This is a genomic window from Chloroflexota bacterium, from assembly GCA_026710945.1.
Lineage (GTDB): Bacteria > Chloroflexota > UBA11872 > VXOZ01 > VXOZ01 > VXOZ01.
Map to the genome: position 1 here is coordinate 1 of JAPOQA010000041.1, position 18421 is coordinate 18421.

General features: G+C 59.3%; 15 protein-coding genes and 1 pseudogene. 10 read left to right on the forward strand and 6 right to left on the reverse strand.

Annotated elements, in window-relative coordinates; all coding sequences use genetic code 11:
* Positions 1–646: 646 nt before the first annotated feature.
* Positions 647–1366 (reverse strand): hypothetical protein, encoded by a 720-nt coding sequence (locus OXE05_08325; protein MCY4437320.1) that lies wholly within the window; start codon positions 1364–1366, stop codon positions 647–649.
* 728 nt (positions 1367–2094) lie between these two features.
* On the opposite strand from OXE05_08325, the gene OXE05_08330 reads away from it, so the two are divergent.
* Positions 2095–2685, forward strand: coding sequence for a hypothetical protein (locus tag OXE05_08330; GenBank protein ID MCY4437321.1), 591 nt, complete (start codon positions 2095–2097; stop codon positions 2683–2685).
* A gap of 264 nt (positions 2686–2949) precedes the next feature.
* The gene (locus OXE05_08335; protein ID MCY4437322.1) at positions 2950–3708 is read left to right on the forward strand and encodes a sulfite exporter TauE/SafE family protein; all 759 of its coding nucleotides are present in this window, start codon (positions 2950–2952) and stop codon (positions 3706–3708) included.
* Positions 3709–3942: 234 nt separating this feature from the next.
* On the opposite strand, the gene OXE05_08340 is transcribed toward OXE05_08335, so the two are convergent.
* The 4 genes from OXE05_08340 to OXE05_08355 all read right to left on the reverse strand — a co-directional run bounded on the left by OXE05_08340 (position 3943) and on the right by OXE05_08355 (position 7886).
* Entirely contained in the window at positions 3943–4485 is a 543-nt protein-coding gene (locus OXE05_08340) for a GNAT family N-acetyltransferase (GenBank protein ID MCY4437323.1), read from the reverse strand.
* Between the two features lie 43 nt (positions 4486–4528).
* Positions 4529–5905: a galactonate dehydratase gene (gene dgoD, locus OXE05_08345; GenBank protein MCY4437324.1), complete on the reverse strand. Its 1377-nt coding sequence runs from the start codon at positions 5903–5905 to the stop codon at positions 4529–4531.
* A gap of 4 nt (positions 5906–5909) precedes the next feature.
* On the reverse strand, positions 5910–6668 hold the full coding sequence (locus tag OXE05_08350) for a creatininase family protein (GenBank protein MCY4437325.1): 759 nt from the start codon (positions 6666–6668) through the stop codon (positions 5910–5912).
* Positions 6669–7058: 390 nt separating this feature from the next.
* On the reverse strand, positions 7059–7886 hold the full coding sequence (locus OXE05_08355) for a M55 family metallopeptidase (GenBank protein MCY4437326.1): 828 nt from the start codon (positions 7884–7886) through the stop codon (positions 7059–7061).
* Between the two features lie 514 nt (positions 7887–8400).
* Between OXE05_08355 and OXE05_08360 the strand changes: the two genes are divergently transcribed.
* On the forward strand, positions 8401–10272 hold the full coding sequence (locus tag OXE05_08360) for a hypothetical protein (protein ID MCY4437327.1): 1872 nt from the start codon (positions 8401–8403) through the stop codon (positions 10270–10272).
* A 248-nt stretch (positions 10273–10520) separates the two neighbouring features.
* Complete coding sequence (locus OXE05_08365) at positions 10521–11189, forward strand: SCO family protein (protein MCY4437328.1); 669 nt, start codon at positions 10521–10523, stop codon at positions 11187–11189.
* Here OXE05_08365 and OXE05_08370 read toward each other — a convergent pair.
* Entirely contained in the window at positions 11181–12161 is a 981-nt protein-coding gene (locus OXE05_08370) for a hypothetical protein (GenBank protein ID MCY4437329.1), read from the reverse strand. The two genes, OXE05_08365 and OXE05_08370, sit on opposite strands and share 9 nt — an antisense overlap.
* A 560-nt stretch (positions 12162–12721) precedes the next feature.
* On the opposite strand from OXE05_08370, the gene OXE05_08375 reads away from it, so the two are divergent.
* The 6 genes and pseudogenes from OXE05_08375 to OXE05_08400 all read left to right on the forward strand — a co-directional run bounded on the left by OXE05_08375 (position 12722) and on the right by OXE05_08400 (position 18387).
* Entirely contained in the window at positions 12722–13228 is a 507-nt protein-coding gene (locus OXE05_08375; protein ID MCY4437330.1) for a hypothetical protein, read from the forward strand.
* 20 nt (positions 13229–13248) lie between these two features.
* On the forward strand, positions 13249–13710 hold the full coding sequence (locus OXE05_08380; GenBank protein ID MCY4437331.1) for a cytochrome c maturation protein CcmE: 462 nt from the start codon (positions 13249–13251) through the stop codon (positions 13708–13710).
* A 276-nt stretch (positions 13711–13986) separates the two neighbouring features.
* A pseudogene (locus OXE05_08385) lies at positions 13987–14285 on the forward strand (YbjQ family protein).
* Positions 14286–14419: 134 nt separating this feature from the next.
* Complete coding sequence (locus OXE05_08390) at positions 14420–16417, forward strand: heme lyase CcmF/NrfE family subunit (protein ID MCY4437332.1); 1998 nt, start codon at positions 14420–14422, stop codon at positions 16415–16417.
* 12 nt (positions 16418–16429) lie between these two features.
* Positions 16430–17032 (forward strand): cytochrome c-type biogenesis protein CcmH, encoded by a 603-nt coding sequence (locus OXE05_08395; GenBank protein MCY4437333.1) that lies wholly within the window; start codon positions 16430–16432, stop codon positions 17030–17032.
* Positions 17029–18387 carry a hypothetical protein gene (locus OXE05_08400; protein MCY4437334.1) on the forward strand — a complete coding sequence of 453 codons (1359 nt, stop codon included), beginning with the start codon at positions 17029–17031 and terminating at the stop codon, positions 18385–18387. The genes OXE05_08395 and OXE05_08400 overlap by 4 nt, the downstream gene beginning before the upstream one ends.
* Positions 18388–18421 lie beyond the last annotated feature (34 nt).

The following is an 18421-nucleotide window of genomic DNA, read 5'->3' on the forward strand; positions in this document are numbered from 1 at the left end:
GTGTGGTTCATGACCCACCACATAGCAGAGCTGAACCTGCGCGGACCTCTGCCCCGTGTAGAAATACCAACTCATGTGTAAAGTATGTCCTCGTACACCTGTAAACTATGTGTCAGGTCTATACACCCTCTCCCCAAGAGGACGTCTCATAGAAGTATCGCTCGGTGTACACTTGCCCTTCGACAGGCTCAGAGCCTGCCCCGTACTTGATACGGGGGCGAGCGTAACAGGCAACAATCCGTTCATGCTGAGTGCTGCGCGAAGCCCTTGTCGAAGCACGATATGGCTTTTCGAGTCGACTTACGAGACTGCCTCCCAAGGAGAGGGAGGTCTTCTCGCCTGCCGGCCCGGCTTGTGCAGAGTCCTCCTGTGGCTCGTGACCACATCCGCGTCATAGTGCAGTACCTTGGTACGGGAAAACACATCCTAACTTACTCATAGTACAGTACCTTGGTACGGGAAAAACGTCCTCACTTACGCATAGTACAGAATCCACTGTCGTCAGAGTCGGATGTGGGACACTGGAGCATGGCGTAAAGCAACGATGCACGAAACGTCGATCCCTTCGCACCACGCTCCAGGCAATTGGGTAAGTGACTACTCCCTACACAGAGCGCCAGAATCCTCGCCGGCTCTCAGGGTCCGGCTACTCCTCCTCAAGGCGCTCGCCGGTGACAATTATCTTTCCGGGGGAAATCTCGACACTGTCGATGCGCAGACCTTGCGCTTCGCCGACATTCGATGCCAGGAATTCGTTCGCTTGGGCGGAGAGTTGGTCCCGCAACACCTTCGGCATTGCCAGTGCGCCGAGTAGCGCCTCGGTGAATTCGATCTCTACGGTGTCCTCAGTAATGACAAAGTGCCCTTTGGCCTGAATGTTTGCGCGAAACGGCGTCGTAACCGTGCCGCTCGCCACGAACGCATCCTGCTCGAACGTGACGACCAAATTGCTTATGGGCGGACTATCGAGCGAAGAGATTACCTCACCCAGCAGGGCCGTGAGATCACTGTCGGTGGCCTCAATTGTGAAGCGACCGGGTTCGTCGGCTTGACTAATAGCGTCTTCAGCCCGTTGGATTGCCGCTGTTTGTTCCGAGACTACCTCGGGTGTCGCCATTGAACCTGGCACGGGCGTGCCGGATTCAACCGCTTCGCTAACGGGAGTCTGGGCAGGCGCAGGATCTCTGGCGATTGCTGTGGTAGGCGTCGGGGTCGCTGCGGCGTCGAGGCCAAAGAGCGAGCTCAGCCCCGGCACTTCAATCGCACCAACGCCTGCGAGCAGAATGACGCCCACGAGGATAAGCACGAGGAATAAGGTAAAGAACAAAACTGCGAGCGTCTTATAGACTTGCCACAGGCATCCCATGTAATGTCATCCTGAGTTGATAGGTCTTCGCATTCTCCATGGTACAATACCGGCTGCGCTGGGTTGGTGTTGCCACTTACAGCGGCCACGATACCGCGCGAAGTGCTGATTGGATAGATGTGAGGCCCCTGCGACGAACTTCAGAGGCGAGCTGAGTTGCGTCTCCGTTCATCCTTCGACAGGCTCAGGACGAACGGAGATGGACCTTTTCGAACGGAGACAGGCCGTTCCGAACGGAGACTGGCCTTTTCGGGCGAGGACAGACCGTTCCGAATGGAAACGGCCTTACGGAAACTCCCTCCTTTAGTGAATCTTGTTCCTTGCTAGGCAATCGATTGCTAACGACTTAGAGCCTGTTTGCGAATTCATTAGAGGGAGCCTGTAGAGCCGATGGAGACCGTTCGTGCTGAGGGCTGCGCGCGGCCGGCTTCGCGTAGCCCTTGTCGAAGCATGAATAGTCTTTTGCCAACTCACGGCGGTTCCATTCACCCTTCGACAAGCTCAGGGCGAACGGATGGTGTTGCCCAATCTTCCATCGCGAACACTCTCTTACAGTTGCGAACGCTCTCTTACAGTCGCGAACGCTCTCTTGCAGTAACGAACGCTCTCTTGCAGTAACGAACGCTCTTGTGCAGTTGCAAGCGCTCTCTTGCAGTTGCGAACGTTCTCTTGCAGTTGCGAACGCTCTTTTTTGGATGCGAGCACTCTCTTACAGCTAGGTCATCCGCATGGGCAGGAAGCAAGCGGCGGAACAGCATCTTGACCAGGTAGCGGCGCTTCGCTGCAAGGGGTTCAAGACGCTCGACGGTCTTGAGCACGCTCGGCTCCGGTCGCCGCGGTGCCCGGCTTTGACTGCTCCTGAATGGGGACTCCTCACCGCATTCGGTCTTGGCACGCTGGAGGAGGTGCAACAGCGCATGAACGAACGCGCCCTGCTTGCCGCGTACGATGGCGCGCCGAGTTCGCTGTGTGAGATGCGCATTGAGCGTGCGCCGGCAGCGATGGGGAACGGGTGTGCGCCGAGCTGCACAGAATCACGCGTCGCGGCACAACGGGAAACGGTGCTGGAAACCAGGATGGATTACGACCCGGATAGGCTCCGCGCGTGTGTGCGTTACATGGTTGCGTCGAAGGAGAGTGAAACGGCAGCGGGCGGACAACCGCTTGAAACAGCAGACAGCCGGTTTCATGCCGTTACGTTTGACGTCCGCACCGGCGGCGTCGTGCAGAGAGAATACGGCACGATCCGGCAGGTTCCCGGCCAAGCCGCGGCACAGCATGACGTTGCAATGGAAACCGTCGCGCAGCGTGTGCCGTGAGCAACGAGACTCTCGCCGAGGCGGACTCAGCCGCGCTCCCGGGCGCGTGCGGGTAAGCCGCCGTGCCGAGACGGTGTCTCCTTGTTGGCAGCGAGAAGTGGCGGGCAAGCTCCCGCGCTACGGTTGGTCAATGAGGCCCAATCTTGTGCTGGCAAGAGCATGCCGATCGAGTCCAGACGGACCGCATAGTTGCAACGGACACGGACGAATCGGCAAAGTAGATGCTGCTAGTTTCACAAGAGTTCCCGGCATGGAAGGTCGCGCGTGTCGCTGCTTAGTTTGACCGAGTTTCAAACACTTCTCTTGCTCGGCGGCATGGTGACGTTCTTTGCTGCCACGGTTGCCGGCATGACGGGATTCGGTTACGGGCTGGTCAGTGTGCCGCTGCTCATGGTTGTGCTGCCGCCACGAGTGGTTGTGCCTGCCGTGACAACGCACATCCTCTTGCTCTCGCTGCTCATACTTCTGGAAGTAATCAAGAAGGTTGACGTACGGCGCATTTGGCCGTTGATGTTGACCGGGTTGTTTGGGTTGCCGCTTGGAATCTACGTGCTTCTCGCCTTGAGCGAGAGCGCCCTAAGGGCCATTACCGGCGTCGTGATTGTGCTCTTCGCGCTCGCCTTGCTCCTGGGCCTCAATCTCGAAATTAAGAACGAAAAACTCGCACTCGCGCCGGTGGGCATTGCGAGCGGACTGCTTGCCTCGGGTATAGCCATGGCCGGACCGCCGGTGATCCTCTTCTTCTCCAATCAAGGCATGCTCAAGCAGGTCTTTCGCGCAAACCTGGCAGCCTACTTTGTATTCCTCAACACCCTAACCATTCCCGCCCATGCGGCGAGCGGGCTCATTACGGGAGAGGTGGTGCGGTTTGCGCTGCTCTTCTTGCCGACGCTGGTCGCGGGCATGGTGCTTGGCAGCTTCCTGTCGCGCAGAGTGCCGGAGGTGCACTTTCGCCGTGTCGTCTTGGTTGTCGTGCTGTGCTCCGGGCTGCTCTCGATTACTTCCGGTCTGGGGATCTTCTAGGCTGTGTTTGAACTAATGTCATTCCGAGCGAAAGCGAGGAATCTAGTGCCATACTCTACGCAGTCTGTAGACCCAACACTCTAGATTCCGCGCTCTTAGCGACACTACGCTGCGCTCCGTTCGGAATGACATGTGCAATGGTCATATACGCAGGTACATCCATCGATCTTTCTCCCAAGTCTGTCAACGAATTAGTCGACACTTACAGGAATGACGGCGAAGTGTAGACGCACCTTAGGCAAAGCCGGTTGCGCGGAGCGTCTTCATGACCGCTTCCCAGCGGGCGGGGTAGCTCTCGTGGCTCATGAACGGCTCAAAGCCTAGCTTCAGATAGATGTGGATTGCCGGGAGACGCACGTCGTCGGTGAGCAACTGCACCGATTCAAAGCCTCGCTCCCGTAAGCGGTGCAAGACCGCGAGGGAAAGCCAGTACCCCAAGCCAGCACCGCGGTGGTCCGGGTGCACGCACACCATGTGCACGGTGCCGCGCTCGGGCGGGTTCTTCTCATCATGAAACGCAGTGGCGGTTCCGACCACAGCTTCGCCCTCAACGGCAAAGAACATGCCTCCAGGATCGAATCCCGGTGCTGAGATGATGTTCTCGCGGCACGCTTCCACCGTCCAACGAGAGTTCATGGCTACCCCCACAAGCTCCGTCCACAGCACCTCGTCATTGGGTTGATAGGAGCGGATGCGGTAGGGTTCCGGCACGTGCAAAGGGGGCAGGTCTTCCAAATGCGGGCGTACCATTATCAGTTGCGGATTTGACGCGCTCACCGCGCTACTCCTTTGGCTGCGTTTGCAGTTGGATCACAAATATCTATGCACCCTTAGGACGCCCCCCTATCGCTTCGGTCTTGCCTGGAAGTATCGTGTACGGATTCGGAATGCGCCAGTCTCTGCCCATGCGCTTCACTCCTGGAATGCGCTTGGCATTGATAAGCTGGCCTACTCTCTGTCTCGATACCCCCTCGCGCTCAGCTACCTCTAAGGTGCTGAACGTCTTGGGCGTTTCAGACATTTGCTCTCCTTTCGCTGTGAAATTGAAGATAGACCCGCCCCAGGTATCCACGGTCGGGCGGCTCCAGGGCGTGGGAATGTTTCGGTACGGGTGTTTGCGCAACTCTTCCTCATCCAGTTCAATGCCCAGTCCCGGCGCGTCAGGTATGCGCAGCGTGCCGTCCGGTTGCAGGACTTCCAGCGAGTCCTTGACGATATCCTGCCGCCAGGGGCAGCCGAACAAGAATGACTCGAGGATGAGCACGTTGGGGATGCTGCCCACCGCCTGGAGGGTTGCCGCCATTGCCACCGGGCCGTACGGATTGTGGGGGGCCACGGGAATGTCGTAGGTCTCGGCCCACGCCGCAATCTTCTTGGCCTCCAAGATGCCGCCCGTGTGGCTGACATCGGGCTGGATGATGTCGAGAATCTGCTGCTCGATGTACTCGCGAAAGCCCCAGCGGGTGAAGAAGCGTTCGCCCGCTGCGATGGGCATACCGATGTGCGCCTGCGCCAGTTTGGCATACGCGGCGGGATTGTCCGGTCGGAGCGGTTCCTCGTAGAAAAACGGCCGGTAGGGCCGCAACGCTTCAGCGGCCGCAATCGCGCTTGTGACATTGAGGCGCCCGTGCACCTCAATGCAGAGGTCAATTTCGTCGCCGACGGCCTCGCGCACGGCAGCGACACTGGCTGTTGCTTCCTGGATTTCCCGCTCCGAGGCTGTAATCCATGAAGTGAAGGGGTCCCACTTCAGGGCAGTGTAACCTTGCGCCACCACCGTTTGGGCTGCCGTGGCAAATTCGTCCGGCGTGCTCGCGCCTTCAAACCAGCCGTTGGCGTAGACGCGCACGCGGTCGCGGCACGGTCCGCCCAGCAGCGCGTGCACCGGCAGCCCGGCGTCCTTGCCCTTGACATCCCAACACGCCTGTTCCAACGCGCTGATGGCGGTGTTGTAGACCGGCCCGGTACCGCCGTACTCGCCGCGGTGCAAGAGCTGGAGATTGGCTTCGATGTGCCGTGGGTCTTCGCCGATGAGCACGGCGCCGAGTTCTTTGATAGCGGTAGCCGCAGTGTGTTCCTTCCACGCCAGCGGCGCTTCCCCCCAGCCGTGGAGACCGGTGTCCGTGGTGACCTTGGCAAAGACCCAGTTCCACCACTGGCCGTCGACAATGTACGTCCGTATTTCCCGGATTTTCATAGTATTAGGACATAGGTGTCTTATGAAACGTGCGGATGAACGCGACGAGATTCTTGGTGATGGCGTCCAACAGGACTTTGCCTTTTGCCGCCGTTGCCAGAGTAGGATCGCCATTCACGCCGGTTGTGCCCGGATCAAAGACCGGCCAGAAGTAGACGGGACCGCCCGAGGGCAAGCGGGACGGCGGGAATCTCATGTCCTTTACCGTGGTATTCATGTCGACTAATTCTTGTCTGAGATGCAGCATCAGTGACGTCTCAACTTCACAGGCGTGGCCGACTTTCTTGCGTTCGCCTTCGAGCACTGCCGCGATGTCAGCGGCTGCTAGGTCCCAGTACGTCGCGGCGGCGATTTCGATGCCTGCGGCGCCAAGTTTCATGGTGGTGGCTTTCATGGTCTGATCGTTGCCACCGTGGCCGTTGAGCAGCAAGATATGCCGGAACCCGTGCTGCCACATGCAGGTTACGACCTCGGCAATCACCTGGGAGAACGTGTCAACGGACAGGGTAAGCGTGCCGGTGAAATGCATGTGGTGCGGTGAAACACCCGTCCACAGCGGCGGGGCTATCAATACCGGCACTTCGGATACGAGTTCTTGCGCCGCCGCCAAAGCAACGGTTTCCGCCAAAAAGATGTCGGTATCCACCGGCAGGTGGCGGCCGTGCTGCTCGATTGACCCGACCGGCAGAATAACCACCGCGTCGTGGTCGCGCATCTCCGCGATTTCGTCCCGGTTCATGTGCTGCCAAACGTAGCGTTCCATGGTTCTCTCCTTATGCATTCGGCACGTGTGTCGCTATGCCGTGAGGCTATTTCAAAATTCCTCGCCACTCCCGTGCAGAGCCGAACCCCAAACTTCCCGCCTGCGCAGGAGTGACCTCCGGCAGCGTAGGTTTGCAATTCCGTATCGAGTACGGGACAGGCCCTGCGCTTGCCCGAGACTCTCGTCTATGCGGGTGCGGCGGCTGAAGCTCATCACTTCCGCGCCTCACCCCGATCCGTCATTCCCGCGTAGGCGGGAATCCATCTTCTCCGTGTCGACCGAGCACCGGGCCGGCCTGGGGACAAGCTCCCGCGCGTTACTCTAGATTCCTCGCTCCGCTCGGAATGACATAAAGCGCCTGTGCTACCTCGTACTCACGTGGCGCCGACATCAGAGTGTGTCTCCACCCGGCGCGGAATACGGCTGGATCAGCTTTGCGGTGCTCAGCGCCTTCAGCACGCTGTCGCCGCGGTATTCGACAGTTCTCGAGTCAATCTTAGTGCAGCCTTCCCCATCAAAGTAAATGCGGTCGACGAGGTCCGTGCTGTTGTAACGAATGCGCACCGTCACCGGCGGGCTGACCGTGTAGGGTGTGAACTCACGCCCGCGCGCCACGGCGCTGCGCGCTTTCTCTTGCAGCAATTCCCGCGCCCGCTGTGGCGAGAGCATGCGCGCCGCATGGCGCCCCAGGGCTTGCTTCACTTGCGCCGTCTCGATGTCCCCGAGGAGATCACGGGCCTCGGCGCAGGCCTTATCGTCGCCGGTGACCAGACCGACCGGCACGCCGTGCGCACCGGCAATCGCGGCATCGATCATAATTTCCCCTGCCGGCAGGCCGTTGATCGTAATGTCCTGATAGGAAGCCGAACTCATGGTGTGGTCCCGCACGGCATTTGCCGTGCCGGACATGGCATGGTAGCCCACCAACATCATGACATCGGAATCTTCCAAGAATGGGAATCGTTCCTGGTGGGCGCCACCCATGAGGTAGTCGGCGTCGGGGTGCAATTCCTCATACATGAAGTTGAACCCGGAGGCATGGGCGTCTATCACGACAACTTCATCAGCGCCCCCGTCGAGTGCGCCGGTGATGACGGCATTCGTATCATTCACCAACATGCGGCGCGCTTCTTGATAGAACAACCTGCCGTGCAAGAGTTGCTCCGAGATGATGACGCCACTGATCCCTTCCATGTCAACGGCAATGTATGCTTTCATATCCGTGCACTTCTCCTGGGCAAAATCTCTCGATACGTCCCTCGTACTTGCAGCCGGGGAGCGGTCGCCACTGCCGCGAGACTTGAGCTAGAGTCTTCGCTGGTGGTGTCCGCCGGCTCAAGCGATGTTGCCGCGCCGCGCGCAGGATCGGTTCAGTTCCATATTGAATGAACATCAGTCTGGCACGGCGGGCCGATCAAATGCTCCCAACTGGCTGCGACAACGGAGGGGCACGCCCAACCCCGCCAATGCTAGACAAAGACACGCTATTATAGTCACGCGCGGCGCTATTCGTAAACGCGCACCTAGCCTTAGCCTATGCTTAGCTGACATGCATCGAAAACTATGGTACTCTCAAGGGGTACGTAACTTGCGTGCGTATCTCTCACGCGAGCCTCAACTTAGGGAAGGGCACTTTCCCTAAACCCCCTTGATGTGCACTAGCGGCACTTTCGTAGTGAAATCAGAAGATTCTGGCAGCCAATTCGACTGTGAAGAGGAGAATTATCCCACTATGCGATGTATGAACCGGGTACGTCACGTAACTGGGGCGCTTGCCCTGGTTGCAATTCTATTCACCCAAGTGTCGATGCCTGTCAGTGCGCAGGAAGCGACGACTTTTACATCGGCGGTGGTAACCAAGAACGTCTTCGTTGTCTCGGACGATGGCACGCTGAGGCACAATATCCCAAATCTTCAAGTCACGCGGAATGGTGCATCGCACAGCGTAAACTTCCTCGACCACTACAACGCGACCGGCGGGCTGACACGGTGGGGATTCCCGACCTCTGAGGTAGTAGAAGAAGAGATCGGAAACCTTTCCCAATACTACCAGCGCGGCGTGGTTGACTGGCATTGGCGTCCAGATCTCGGGCGCTATGAGATGGAGCGGCGCCTGGCATGGGACTTCTTTGGCGGCGGCTCCGGCGGCAGTGTCGACCTTGGGGTGGAGCTGGGACGCACTAACCCCCACCCCGGAGAGGTCGTGGGCCCGTGGGGCCATAAGGTCTCAGACTTTTCGATCAGAGGCATCTATACCGGCTTCAAGAGTTTCTATGAATCGCTTGGAGGAGTAGATGCATTCGGCTTTCCCAAGACTGATGCCAGAATTGATACAAATGCGTCGGGGACGCTGCACATTCAATCAGCCTCACCCGGCTTTATTCGCCAGTATTTCCAGGCAGCAGTGTTGGAGTTTCACAGGGAAGACCCAGAGCCGGTCAAACTGCAGCTTCTCGGTGACAGTCTGCGCAATCTGAATTACCCGAACAATAGCTGGCGGACGTACACGGCATTCAATGCCGTATCTGCGCTCTCTCCGGGGCAGCAATACACTGTACCCCGTGTAGTTAAGGGGCATGACTCAGTGGGACGGCCGGTGGTTGTTGTGCCGACTGCCACGCCGAGGCCCGGGACACCGGTTTCACCCACAGCCACGCCAATTCCTGGGGCCACGCCGGTACCTACGGTTACGCCTGTGCCGGCTCCCGTGGTACCTGCTGGCACGAGCGTCTGGTTCGGGACAGCAGACAAGGGCGTTTCTCACTTTGACGGCACCAACTGGGAAACGACGCGCTCCTTCAAAGATCCTCTCCCGAGCGACGAGATCAACGATATCTTTATTGCCTCTGACGGGTCGAAGTGGTTTGCAACCCAGAACGGCTTGGGTTGGCTGCGTGGCGGTGCTTGGTTGCCTTTCAGAACGAGTTCGTCAGGCTTCGCCGCGAATGAGGTTACATCTGTGCACGTACTTGGTAGCCTGGTCTGGGTCGGCACGGACGGAGGCGGCGCTTCATTCGGTCGCATTACAGGTAGCACCGTAAGATGGGAGAAATTGGACAGGGACAACTCCAATATCCCGTCCGATGTCGTCCGAGACGTGCTGATAATAAACGAGCATCTCAACCGTGTGTGGCTGGCCACGGATAATGGCGCCGCGATATTCAATGACGGCACCTGGCAGATATTCCAGAACATCGATACCACGAGTCTGGCGGCTCATTCGGGCAATGTATGGGTAGGCACGAACGGCCACGGTGTCAAAGTATACGATAGTGTGACTTGGACGGACTATACAACCACCAATTCTGCCATCGCCAGTGATACGATACGCCATATTACCGTAGGCCCGGACGGAAGAGTCTGGCTGGCAACGCTAAACGGGGTCAGCGTGTACAATGGCGCCAACTGGGTGAATCACAACAGCTTTGCCTCGGGCATCACGAGCAACGACGTCTATGACATCGCCATAGACGCGGCGGGGCAAGTCTGGGTAGCCACCGATGCAGGCGCCAGCGTGTTGCTAACGAGCGGGATCTGGCAGCCGTACCAGACCGCAAATTCTGACATTCATGACGATTCAATTCGTGCGGTAGCGGTGGAGTAAAGGCTGCCGGCCCGGATTGGCTGCAAGAAGTCCTAGCTGGAAAACGAACGATGACCGCACCAGCGTGCATGAGCGCTGGTGCGGTCAAACGTTGTAGGGACGTTGACTATGGCTTCTAGCCTTCCAAGGCAATCATTGAGACTGGCTGAAACCGCTTCTTGTCTATGAGTGCCTGCGGTCACTTGCCGACCTCTGTGCTCGCGAGAGTGCAGGGCATCGCGCATGGCGGATTCTGCTAAGCTGAGAATATGCGAGATCCAATTCGACACGCCAAAGCGCTGGCGTTTGCGGTGGTTGTATTCCTGATCACCTCGTTCGCCTTGACGCAGGCCAATCCGCAGGTATTTCCCTTCATGCCGTATGTATGGCCGTACATTGCCGGCCGTTCCTTGACCTATACCGGTACGGAACTCGAGAGCGCCCCCGCTCCGCAGTTTGCCCTGCAGAATCAACACGGCGCAACGGTCTCCCTGGCGGACCAACAAGGTAGGGTGGTGCTGCTTACCTTTCTCGACCCTCTGTGCAGCGACGACTGCCTACTCTTAACGCAGGAGATTGCCGCTGCCCAGCAGCAGTTGGGAGCAGATTCAGATGGACTATTGGTACTGGCAATAAACGTCAATCCTGCGGAGCAGACGCCGGACGCAATGCAGACGTTTCTCCAAAGCCAGGGGCTTGAACAGAATCTCTCCTGGCATTTTCTGAGCGGAGAGTGGGATGCAATTGCAGAATTAGTAGCTGGGTACTACGTGTCAGCGGGTGAGCCGAAACCGAGCAAGCCGGGCGAGGTGGTTCATCAGAACGTGGTGTTTCTCATCGATCCCCGCGGCGAGTTGCGCGTGTTGATCACCTATCCCACGCCGGTGGGTGCAGCGCTACAGGACGTCATCGTGGAACGCGTGCGGCAACTACAATAGCCGCTCTATATGCTCCACCACATACTGTGGCTGCGGCTCGTCTTCCTTGCCGCAGGAGCTTGGGAACGTGAGCATTTGCTCGGCTGCTTCGCGCACGCTGACCCTGTACGATCCTGCGCGCGAGGAATCGGGCAACGTGTAAGACAGCGTCACATTGGCCCTGTTGTCGTCCTCGTCGCTCACGGCCACTTCACTCTTTACACGGTACGCAGTCCACGGCCAATCCTCGGCCATCAAAACTGCATGCTCGGCGGTCTGTTCCAGCGGCGACAGCCGTCCCCAGCCCCGATACTGCCGGTCAAGCGCAGCAAACGATCCTTTGCGCGCCACAAGATTGGGTAGGGAATCGGCGGTAATGTAGGCATAATAGCGGCCCTCCGGTAAGTCGAGCAGCGTCGGCGCCATGCGGTGCCCGCCAAGATGGCTGCACCGCCAGACGCGCAGGCCTTCCGGCTGTGCGCGGGCATAGACTTCGCGGAGCTCGCGGTAGATGTTAAAGCCGAAGGTGGCGCAACAGCGGTCGCGGCTGCCGTGGTTGCACACGAACACCTCACGGATGCCCCCGGTGTCTTGCTCGTACGCGGCAAAGCGCTGCAAATCATCCTGCCCATACAGCAGCGCCTCCACGAGCGCCGGGAGCTGCGCCGGAGGGACAAGGAACTCTTGCTTAGCGTAAACAGGCGATTGTTCATCGGAATGCGTGAAGTAGAACAGGCGGGTGAGTCCGGCTTGCGAGTACTCGGGATCCGGCATCAGGCCGGTTACGCGGGGTTCGATACCGTCCTCGGCGGCGCGAGCGAGTACAGCTCCCACTGCTGCGGGAAAGGTCGCCGAATCCGTTACTTCACGCGCCCACGGCACCTCGCACTCTAATGCCACGTGCGCAAGGTAGGTCGGCGCGGTGCCAACCGGATGGAATCCGGCTGCCCGCGCTACGCGCGAACAGAATCCTGTGACTGTAGATACTCCCACCGTACTCCCTTTCACGGCTCGCTCTGCGCAGGATTGCGAGCCAAAGTCGTAGCGCGGGGGCTTGTCCCCCGCCTCTTGGCAGGTAAGTTGCCCAGAGACATGGCACAGGTTGCAAACCTGTGCTACCGTCCCCCGCCTCTTGGCAGGGAATGTGCCCGGAGAAACGGCACAGGTTGCAAACCTGTGCTACCGTCCTCCGCCTCTTGGCAGGGAATGTGCCCGGAGACATGCCACAGGTTGCAAACCTGTGCTACCGTCCTCCGCCTCATCGCAGGTAAGTTGCCCGGAGATACGGCACAGGTTGCAAACCTGTGCTACCGTCCCCCGCCTCATCGCAGGTAAGTTGCCCGGAGACACTGCACAGGTTACAAACCTGCGCTACCGTCACCCCTGTTCATCAGGACAACCGTGTCGAACTACGCGCGTATCTCCGTCCGCACGCGACCGTCGTCATCACCTCGCCCGGATTGTCGTCTCGCGTACACATCCCGCCGGTTCACCATGCTACACTAGCAAGGAATTGAGCCTGGGGCAACGCGGTACCGAGGATAGCGCCAAGTGTGAGCACGTTAGACTTTCTCCGTGTTGCACTGCGTTGGGTGCATCTGTCCGCGGCGGTGGTCTGGATTGGTGGAACGTTCTTCTACCTATTGGCGATTCGGCCCGCGGTGGACACAGCGGAGAAGGCCGCCGGCTGGGGAAAGATCCGCCAAGGGGTGGAGTGGCAGTTCCATGAGATCGTGCAAGTTTGCATCTGGACGTTCTTCATTTCCGGCGCCATCCTGACGTACGACCGGCTGACGTCGGTGAATCCAGGCCTGGATTACATTGCCGTCCTGGTGCTTAAGGTACTATTGGTAGTGTGGATGGTATACGTTTCCGGTGGGCTGCGGCGGTCGGGAGATCGCAAACCGATTGGCGCGCAGCGGCAAGAGGGAGCGGCCGTACCGGGCATCCGCCAGCGCATGCGCTCGCCGGTTGTGCAGGTTGCGATTGCCGGTAGTGTGGTGCTCTTGTTGGCCGATCTGCTCAAGGTAATTGCGGAAAACGCGATACGCTCGTTGTAAGCTGGAGGAAGCCGAACCAAATGGCAAAAGAGGCGGCGTTGCCACGTGCCGGCGGGAGTAGCCGGCGAGTCTTCGACATCAAGATCCTCGTGGGTGGCATCATCATCCTGTTGGCGGTCGCTTACCTGATTGTGGCCGCATTGCCCTCCGGCACGGCGTACTACATCACGGTGAGCGAGTTGGCAGAGATGGGCGCGGAGGCGCAAACTCAGCAGACACGAGTCTCCGGCAATGTGGTTCCCGGTACCATCGAACGCAGCGCCGAAACTCAGGACGTGCGCTTCCAAGTCGAGGACACGAGCGGAAAACTGACTGTCGTGTACAGCGGGGTTGTCCCCGACATTTTTGGCGATCATGCTCAGGTCGTGGTCGAAGGCAAACAGGGACTGGATGGCGTCTATCATGCCCACACGCTGCTGGCAAAGTGCCCGTCGCGGTTCGAGGAGGCGCCTGCAAGCGGCGGTGATTACACATCATCTTGATTGCGTGCTACCCGGGTATTGGCAGGATACGTATGCTCGCTTGCTGGCCGCTGTGCCGGTCGAACGAAAGTGACGACATGGCCGCTCATCCTCGCAGGTGGGATGGGCGGTATCTTTGTGCTCCGGCAGGCTACTCTGGGCTCGGTCAGGGGGCATGAGTCTTGGCGGCGTCCCCGCCATGCGACGGCATGGGACTTGCAGAAAATACCTTGCCACTGCGTGTCGTAGGCGCTGTATTGGCTCTGAGTGTACTGAGTGGCGAGGGAGAAAGACGTGATGATACTGGCGACAACGGAAGACGTACCATGCAGGCGAATCGTTGCCGTGAAGGTCGCGTGTAGGGTAACATCATGCGGTCGCGGCGCGTTGGACGTGACATAATGGCGGACTTTCGTAACATTGTCGGCGGCGAAATCGCCGAATACACGCGGCTCATGGCGGAGCCGCGCAAGCTGGCCGCAGATCGGATGGTGGCCGAGGCAACGGACATGGGCGCAAATGCAGTGATTGGCGTCCGGTTCGTGACTTCCACGGTAATGTCGGGCGCGTCCGAATTGGTGGGGTACGGTACGGCACGGCAGTCGCCGTCGAGGACGAGGAGTAAGGAAATCCTTCCGGCCAACGGAGTCAACAACATGGGCTTCCAAGCCGCCGGCAAGCAGTTGGCGTACATGCGAGATAGCAGGCTGAAGCACTCAAAACCATCGCAATGACCGCAAGTATCGGAACATCGCTACTCTTCATTTCCTTCTTGGCGGCGCTTTACAGCGCCTTCGCCGCTGTGCTGGGGGCACGGCTGCGCATACCGGAGTTGGTAGCCAGCGCGCGCAACGCTGTGGTTGCCGTCGCCGTCTTGGTGGCGCTTGCCGCGCTCACCCTCATGTACGCGTTTGTTACCCACGACTTCAGCCTGAAGTACGTAGTTGCCCAGTCAACACGGTCACAGCCATGGGCGTATCTTTTCAGCGGGTTCTACGGAGGCCAGGCCGGCTCGTTGCTCTACTGGTCGCTCACGCTGGCGTTGCTCTCGTCAGTTGTCGTACTGCTTCACTTTCGCACCGACCGTCAGCTTATCCCATACGTCATAGCTACGCTCATGATCATCGAGTCGTTCTTTCTCGTCGTGCTCAACTTCATTTCGTCGCCGTTCGAGACCGTGTCGCCCGTGCCGCCCGACGGCCGCGGCCTCAATCCACTCTTGCAGGACCCAGGCATGCTTGTGCACCCGCCCATGCTGCTTGCCGGGTATATGAGCGTATCAATCCCCTTTGCTTTTGCGATTGCCGCGTTGATTACCGGCCGGGTGGACAGTCGCTGGCTCCAGGCGACCCGGCGTTGGGCGTTGCTCGCCTGGCTCTTTTTGTCGCTGGGCAACCTGCTGGGCGCGTGGTGGGCTTATCACGTCCTCGGCTGGGGCGGTTACTGGGGCTGGGACCCCGTGGAGAACGCCGCGATCATGCCCTGGTTTGCCATGTCGGCCTACGTGCACTCGGTGCTGGTGCAAGAACGGCGCGGCATGCTCAAGGTCTGGAACATGGTGCTCATCATCGTGGCCTTCAACCTCGCCATTTTCGGCACATTTGTCGTGCGGAGCGGGATTCTGTCCTCCGTTCACTCGTTTGCGGTGTCCGAAATCGGCCCGTACTTCTTTGGATTCCTGGCAGTGAGTCTCATCGTCTCGCTCACGCTGCTCATGCTGCGCCTCCCGCAACTGCGGGACGAGCACAATTTCGACTCCATGCTGTCGCGCGAAGCGACGTTCCTCTTCAACAATCTGCTCTTCGTTTCAATCATTCTCGTCACGTTTCTCGGCGTCATCTTCCCCCTGCTCTCGGAAGCAATCCAGGGGAGGAAAATCAACGTCGGCGCGCCCTTCTACCAGCAAGTCAACGGGCCGCTATTGCTGGCCGTGGTCGCGCTCATGGGCTTGGGCATGCTTGTGCCGTGGCGGCGCGGCGCGGCGCGGGCTCTCATGCGCGGATTGCGCATAACGCTGGCCGTCTCTGCGCTGATTACGGTTGTTGCCATAGTGCTTGGGGCGCGCTCGCCCTGGACGATACTGAGTGTCGCCGCCTGCACCTTTGCCTTTGTAGTCGCCTTGCGGGAGTTTCATCGCACGGCCCTCGCCCTCATGCGCGCCCAGCAGACGATGTACCCTGCCGCATTGCTCGCGGTCTTTCGCTATAATCGCCGCCGTTACGGCGGGTACCTCGTCCACGTCGGGGTGGCGATAATGGGGATCGCAATTATTGGCTCCTCATTCTTTCAGACGGAGCGCTCCGTGAGTTTGCGCCCGGGCCAGAATGTGCAAGTCGGGCAATACACCGTGGCGTATCAAGGACTCACGACGTGGAGCGAACCGGGCAAGCAGCGTACAATCGCTTCGATGCTCGTGCGCAATGCCAGCCAGTCGTTTGAAGTAGCGCCTCAGAAAGTCGTTTATGAAAACTGGGAAGACCAGCCAATTAGCGAGGTAGTGATCAAGACCGTCTATCCGCAACTTGACGACGTGTACATCGTGATGGCGGCCTACGGTGAAGACGGCGCGGCGAGTTTCCACATTTTCGTAAACCCCCTGGTAGCGTTCCTCTGGCTGGGCGGTGCGCTCCTCGTCATTGGCGGTTTAATTTCCTGGTGGCCGGAGCCTGCGCCCCTGCGCGTTGACGTGCGCAGCGGCCGCTTGGCGCCGGGCACGGTGCCGCCTTAAGGAGCCACCGGGATGAAGAGAATTGACTTGGTAGGAATACCCATGATCAGACGAGATTCATCCGGCGGCGATGAATCTCCTCGTACACAATTGTGGCTTGTGAAGCCGCGCACATTGTCTGTGACATTTCGCACAGCCTTGCTCTGTGCAGCGCTCTTGCTCAATTTTGTTCCTGCCGCAGCGGGAGCGGCGAGTATCGACGAGCAGACCGTGACCATTGCCAAGCAGCTCAAGTGCCCGGTTTGCCAGAATGTGCCGGTAGCGTACTCTCAAGCACAATTGGCAGGAGAGATGCGGCAAGTGATTCGCGAGAAACTGGCGCAAGGCGAGAGTGAGGACGCCATCATCCAGTACTTTGTCGACCGCTATGGCGAGGACGTGCTGCTTGAGCCGCGCCGGGAGGGCTTTAGTCTCTGGCTGTGGATATCCTCTATCGGCGTACTGCTCTTTGGCGCCGCCGTCGCTGGCGCCGTGCTTTGGAATTGGAGCCAAACCCGGCCTGCATCTTCCACCGGTACATTAGCTCCTACCGACCATTCGCAAACACCCTCCAGCAGGTTGGAGCAAGTCTTCGAGGATGAGTTTGCGCGCTACAAGCAGGACAAGCGCACATGAGCGTACTGGTCTTTGGAGGCGTGTTCGGGGTGGCTGCGCTGCTGTGGGTTGTGTGGCCGCTTGTGCGGCGCAAGGGCGCCCACGCGCAAGTTGTGGCCGATGGTGCCCGCGACGACCTCGCTGAGCGCACCTTGCTGCTCTACCAGGAACTTGAAGAAATTGACCTAGAGCACGAGCACGGCGACCTCACCGAGGATGAATACGCGGCTTTGCGGGAGGCGCAGAAGCAACGGGTACTCGCGCTGCTCGAAGCGCGGCAAAGCGAAAGAGGCGCATTGGGCGATGCGACCGAAGTCAGTGATACGAACGCGCTTAGTGACGCCTCCGCTGAGAGCGAGGTCTCCGCTAAGAGCGAGGTCTCCGCTAGGAGCGATGCCATCGAAAAAGAGGTCCTGCGCATTCGCGGGCGGTTTCGAGGGGAGCCGGAGACACCTGCCGACCTTTCGCCTTCTGCGGAGACTTCAGCGCCTGCCATGGCGCGCCGCATGCATTGGCTATGGGTTGGCGTACCGGTCGTTTTGGTGCTGCTCGCATTCGGCGCAATCTATCAACTCTATAGTTCTTCGGCCCGTACGCTTACCGAGCAAACGCCAATTGCACAGATCGACGCCACGGCATTGGTTGGAATTGCCTACGTCGCGCCCGGGGAAGTATTGATGGCAAGTGTCGACGGTATACAGGAGAGCCGCGACGGGGGGCGTTCCTGGACGCAAAGTACGCTCGATGCTGTGCCCGGCGCTATTGCCGTATCACCTGCCGGTGATGGATATGCCTACGTTTTTACGGCGGACAGTGTGCACGTGACCGCCGATGCCGGACGCTCCTGGCAGACCTTGCCGGATTCGTTGCCGGACGCGGCGATACTGGCGGCTGCGGTGAATCCCTTTGTGCCGACGCAAGTCTACGCGAGTTTTGCCGGCACCGGTCTCTATCGCTCCCAGGACGGTGGGAGATCGTGGGGTCCGGTTGCTACGCCGGACGACGAGAGTATCGTGGCGATTCTCGTAAGCGGGAGCGCTCCGCTGCTCTTCATTGCGACAGATTCAGGTAGAGTGCAGGTGAGCAGCGATGAGGGTGCAACGTGGCGGGCAGCGAGCGGTGCGGTGACCATGGCCTTGCGGGGCCCCGTGCGCGCCTTGTCCGGCGCTGCGGACGGCAGTGTGCTCTATGCCGCTTCCCACACCGGACTGTATTTGTCGACAGCGGCAGGCCAGACCTGGGTAGACTTGCCCTTGCGCAAGCCACTTGCCGCAGTCGCGGTAGACCCGGCATCCGCCCGCACGGTGCTCGCTGTGACGGAGACTGGCGAGGTATACCGCAGCACCGACGGCGGTATAGCGTGGAGAGATGAATAGTGACAGGCACCACGAGACAGCAATTGAATTGCCC

Bases quoted from the DNA above. Each gene is read 5' to 3' on its own strand.
- OXE05_08325 (MCY4437320.1), bottom strand. From the start codon at position 1,366: ATGGGATGCCTGTGGCAAGTCTATAAGACGCTCGCAGTTTTGTTCTTT.
- OXE05_08330 (MCY4437321.1), top strand. From the start codon at position 2,095: ATGGGCAGGAAGCAAGCGGCGGAACAGCATCTTGACCAGGTAGCGGCG.
- dgoD (MCY4437324.1), bottom strand. From the start codon at position 5,905: ATGAAAATCCGGGAAATACGGACGTACATTGTCGACGGCCAGTGGTGG.
- OXE05_08350 (MCY4437325.1), bottom strand. From the start codon at position 6,668: ATGGAACGCTACGTTTGGCAGCACATGAACCGGGACGAAATCGCGGAG.
- OXE05_08355 (MCY4437326.1), bottom strand. From the start codon at position 7,886: ATGAAAGCATACATTGCCGTTGACATGGAAGGGATCAGTGGCGTCATC.
- OXE05_08360 (MCY4437327.1), top strand. From the start codon at position 8,401: ATGCGATGTATGAACCGGGTACGTCACGTAACTGGGGCGCTTGCCCTG.
- OXE05_08365 (MCY4437328.1), top strand. From the start codon at position 10,521: ATGCGAGATCCAATTCGACACGCCAAAGCGCTGGCGTTTGCGGTGGTT.
- OXE05_08380 (MCY4437331.1), top strand. From the start codon at position 13,249: ATGGCAAAAGAGGCGGCGTTGCCACGTGCCGGCGGGAGTAGCCGGCGA.
- OXE05_08390 (MCY4437332.1), top strand. From the start codon at position 14,420: ATGACCGCAAGTATCGGAACATCGCTACTCTTCATTTCCTTCTTGGCG.
- OXE05_08395 (MCY4437333.1), top strand. From the start codon at position 16,430: ATGAAGAGAATTGACTTGGTAGGAATACCCATGATCAGACGAGATTCA.
- OXE05_08400 (MCY4437334.1), top strand. From the start codon at position 17,029: ATGAGCGTACTGGTCTTTGGAGGCGTGTTCGGGGTGGCTGCGCTGCTG.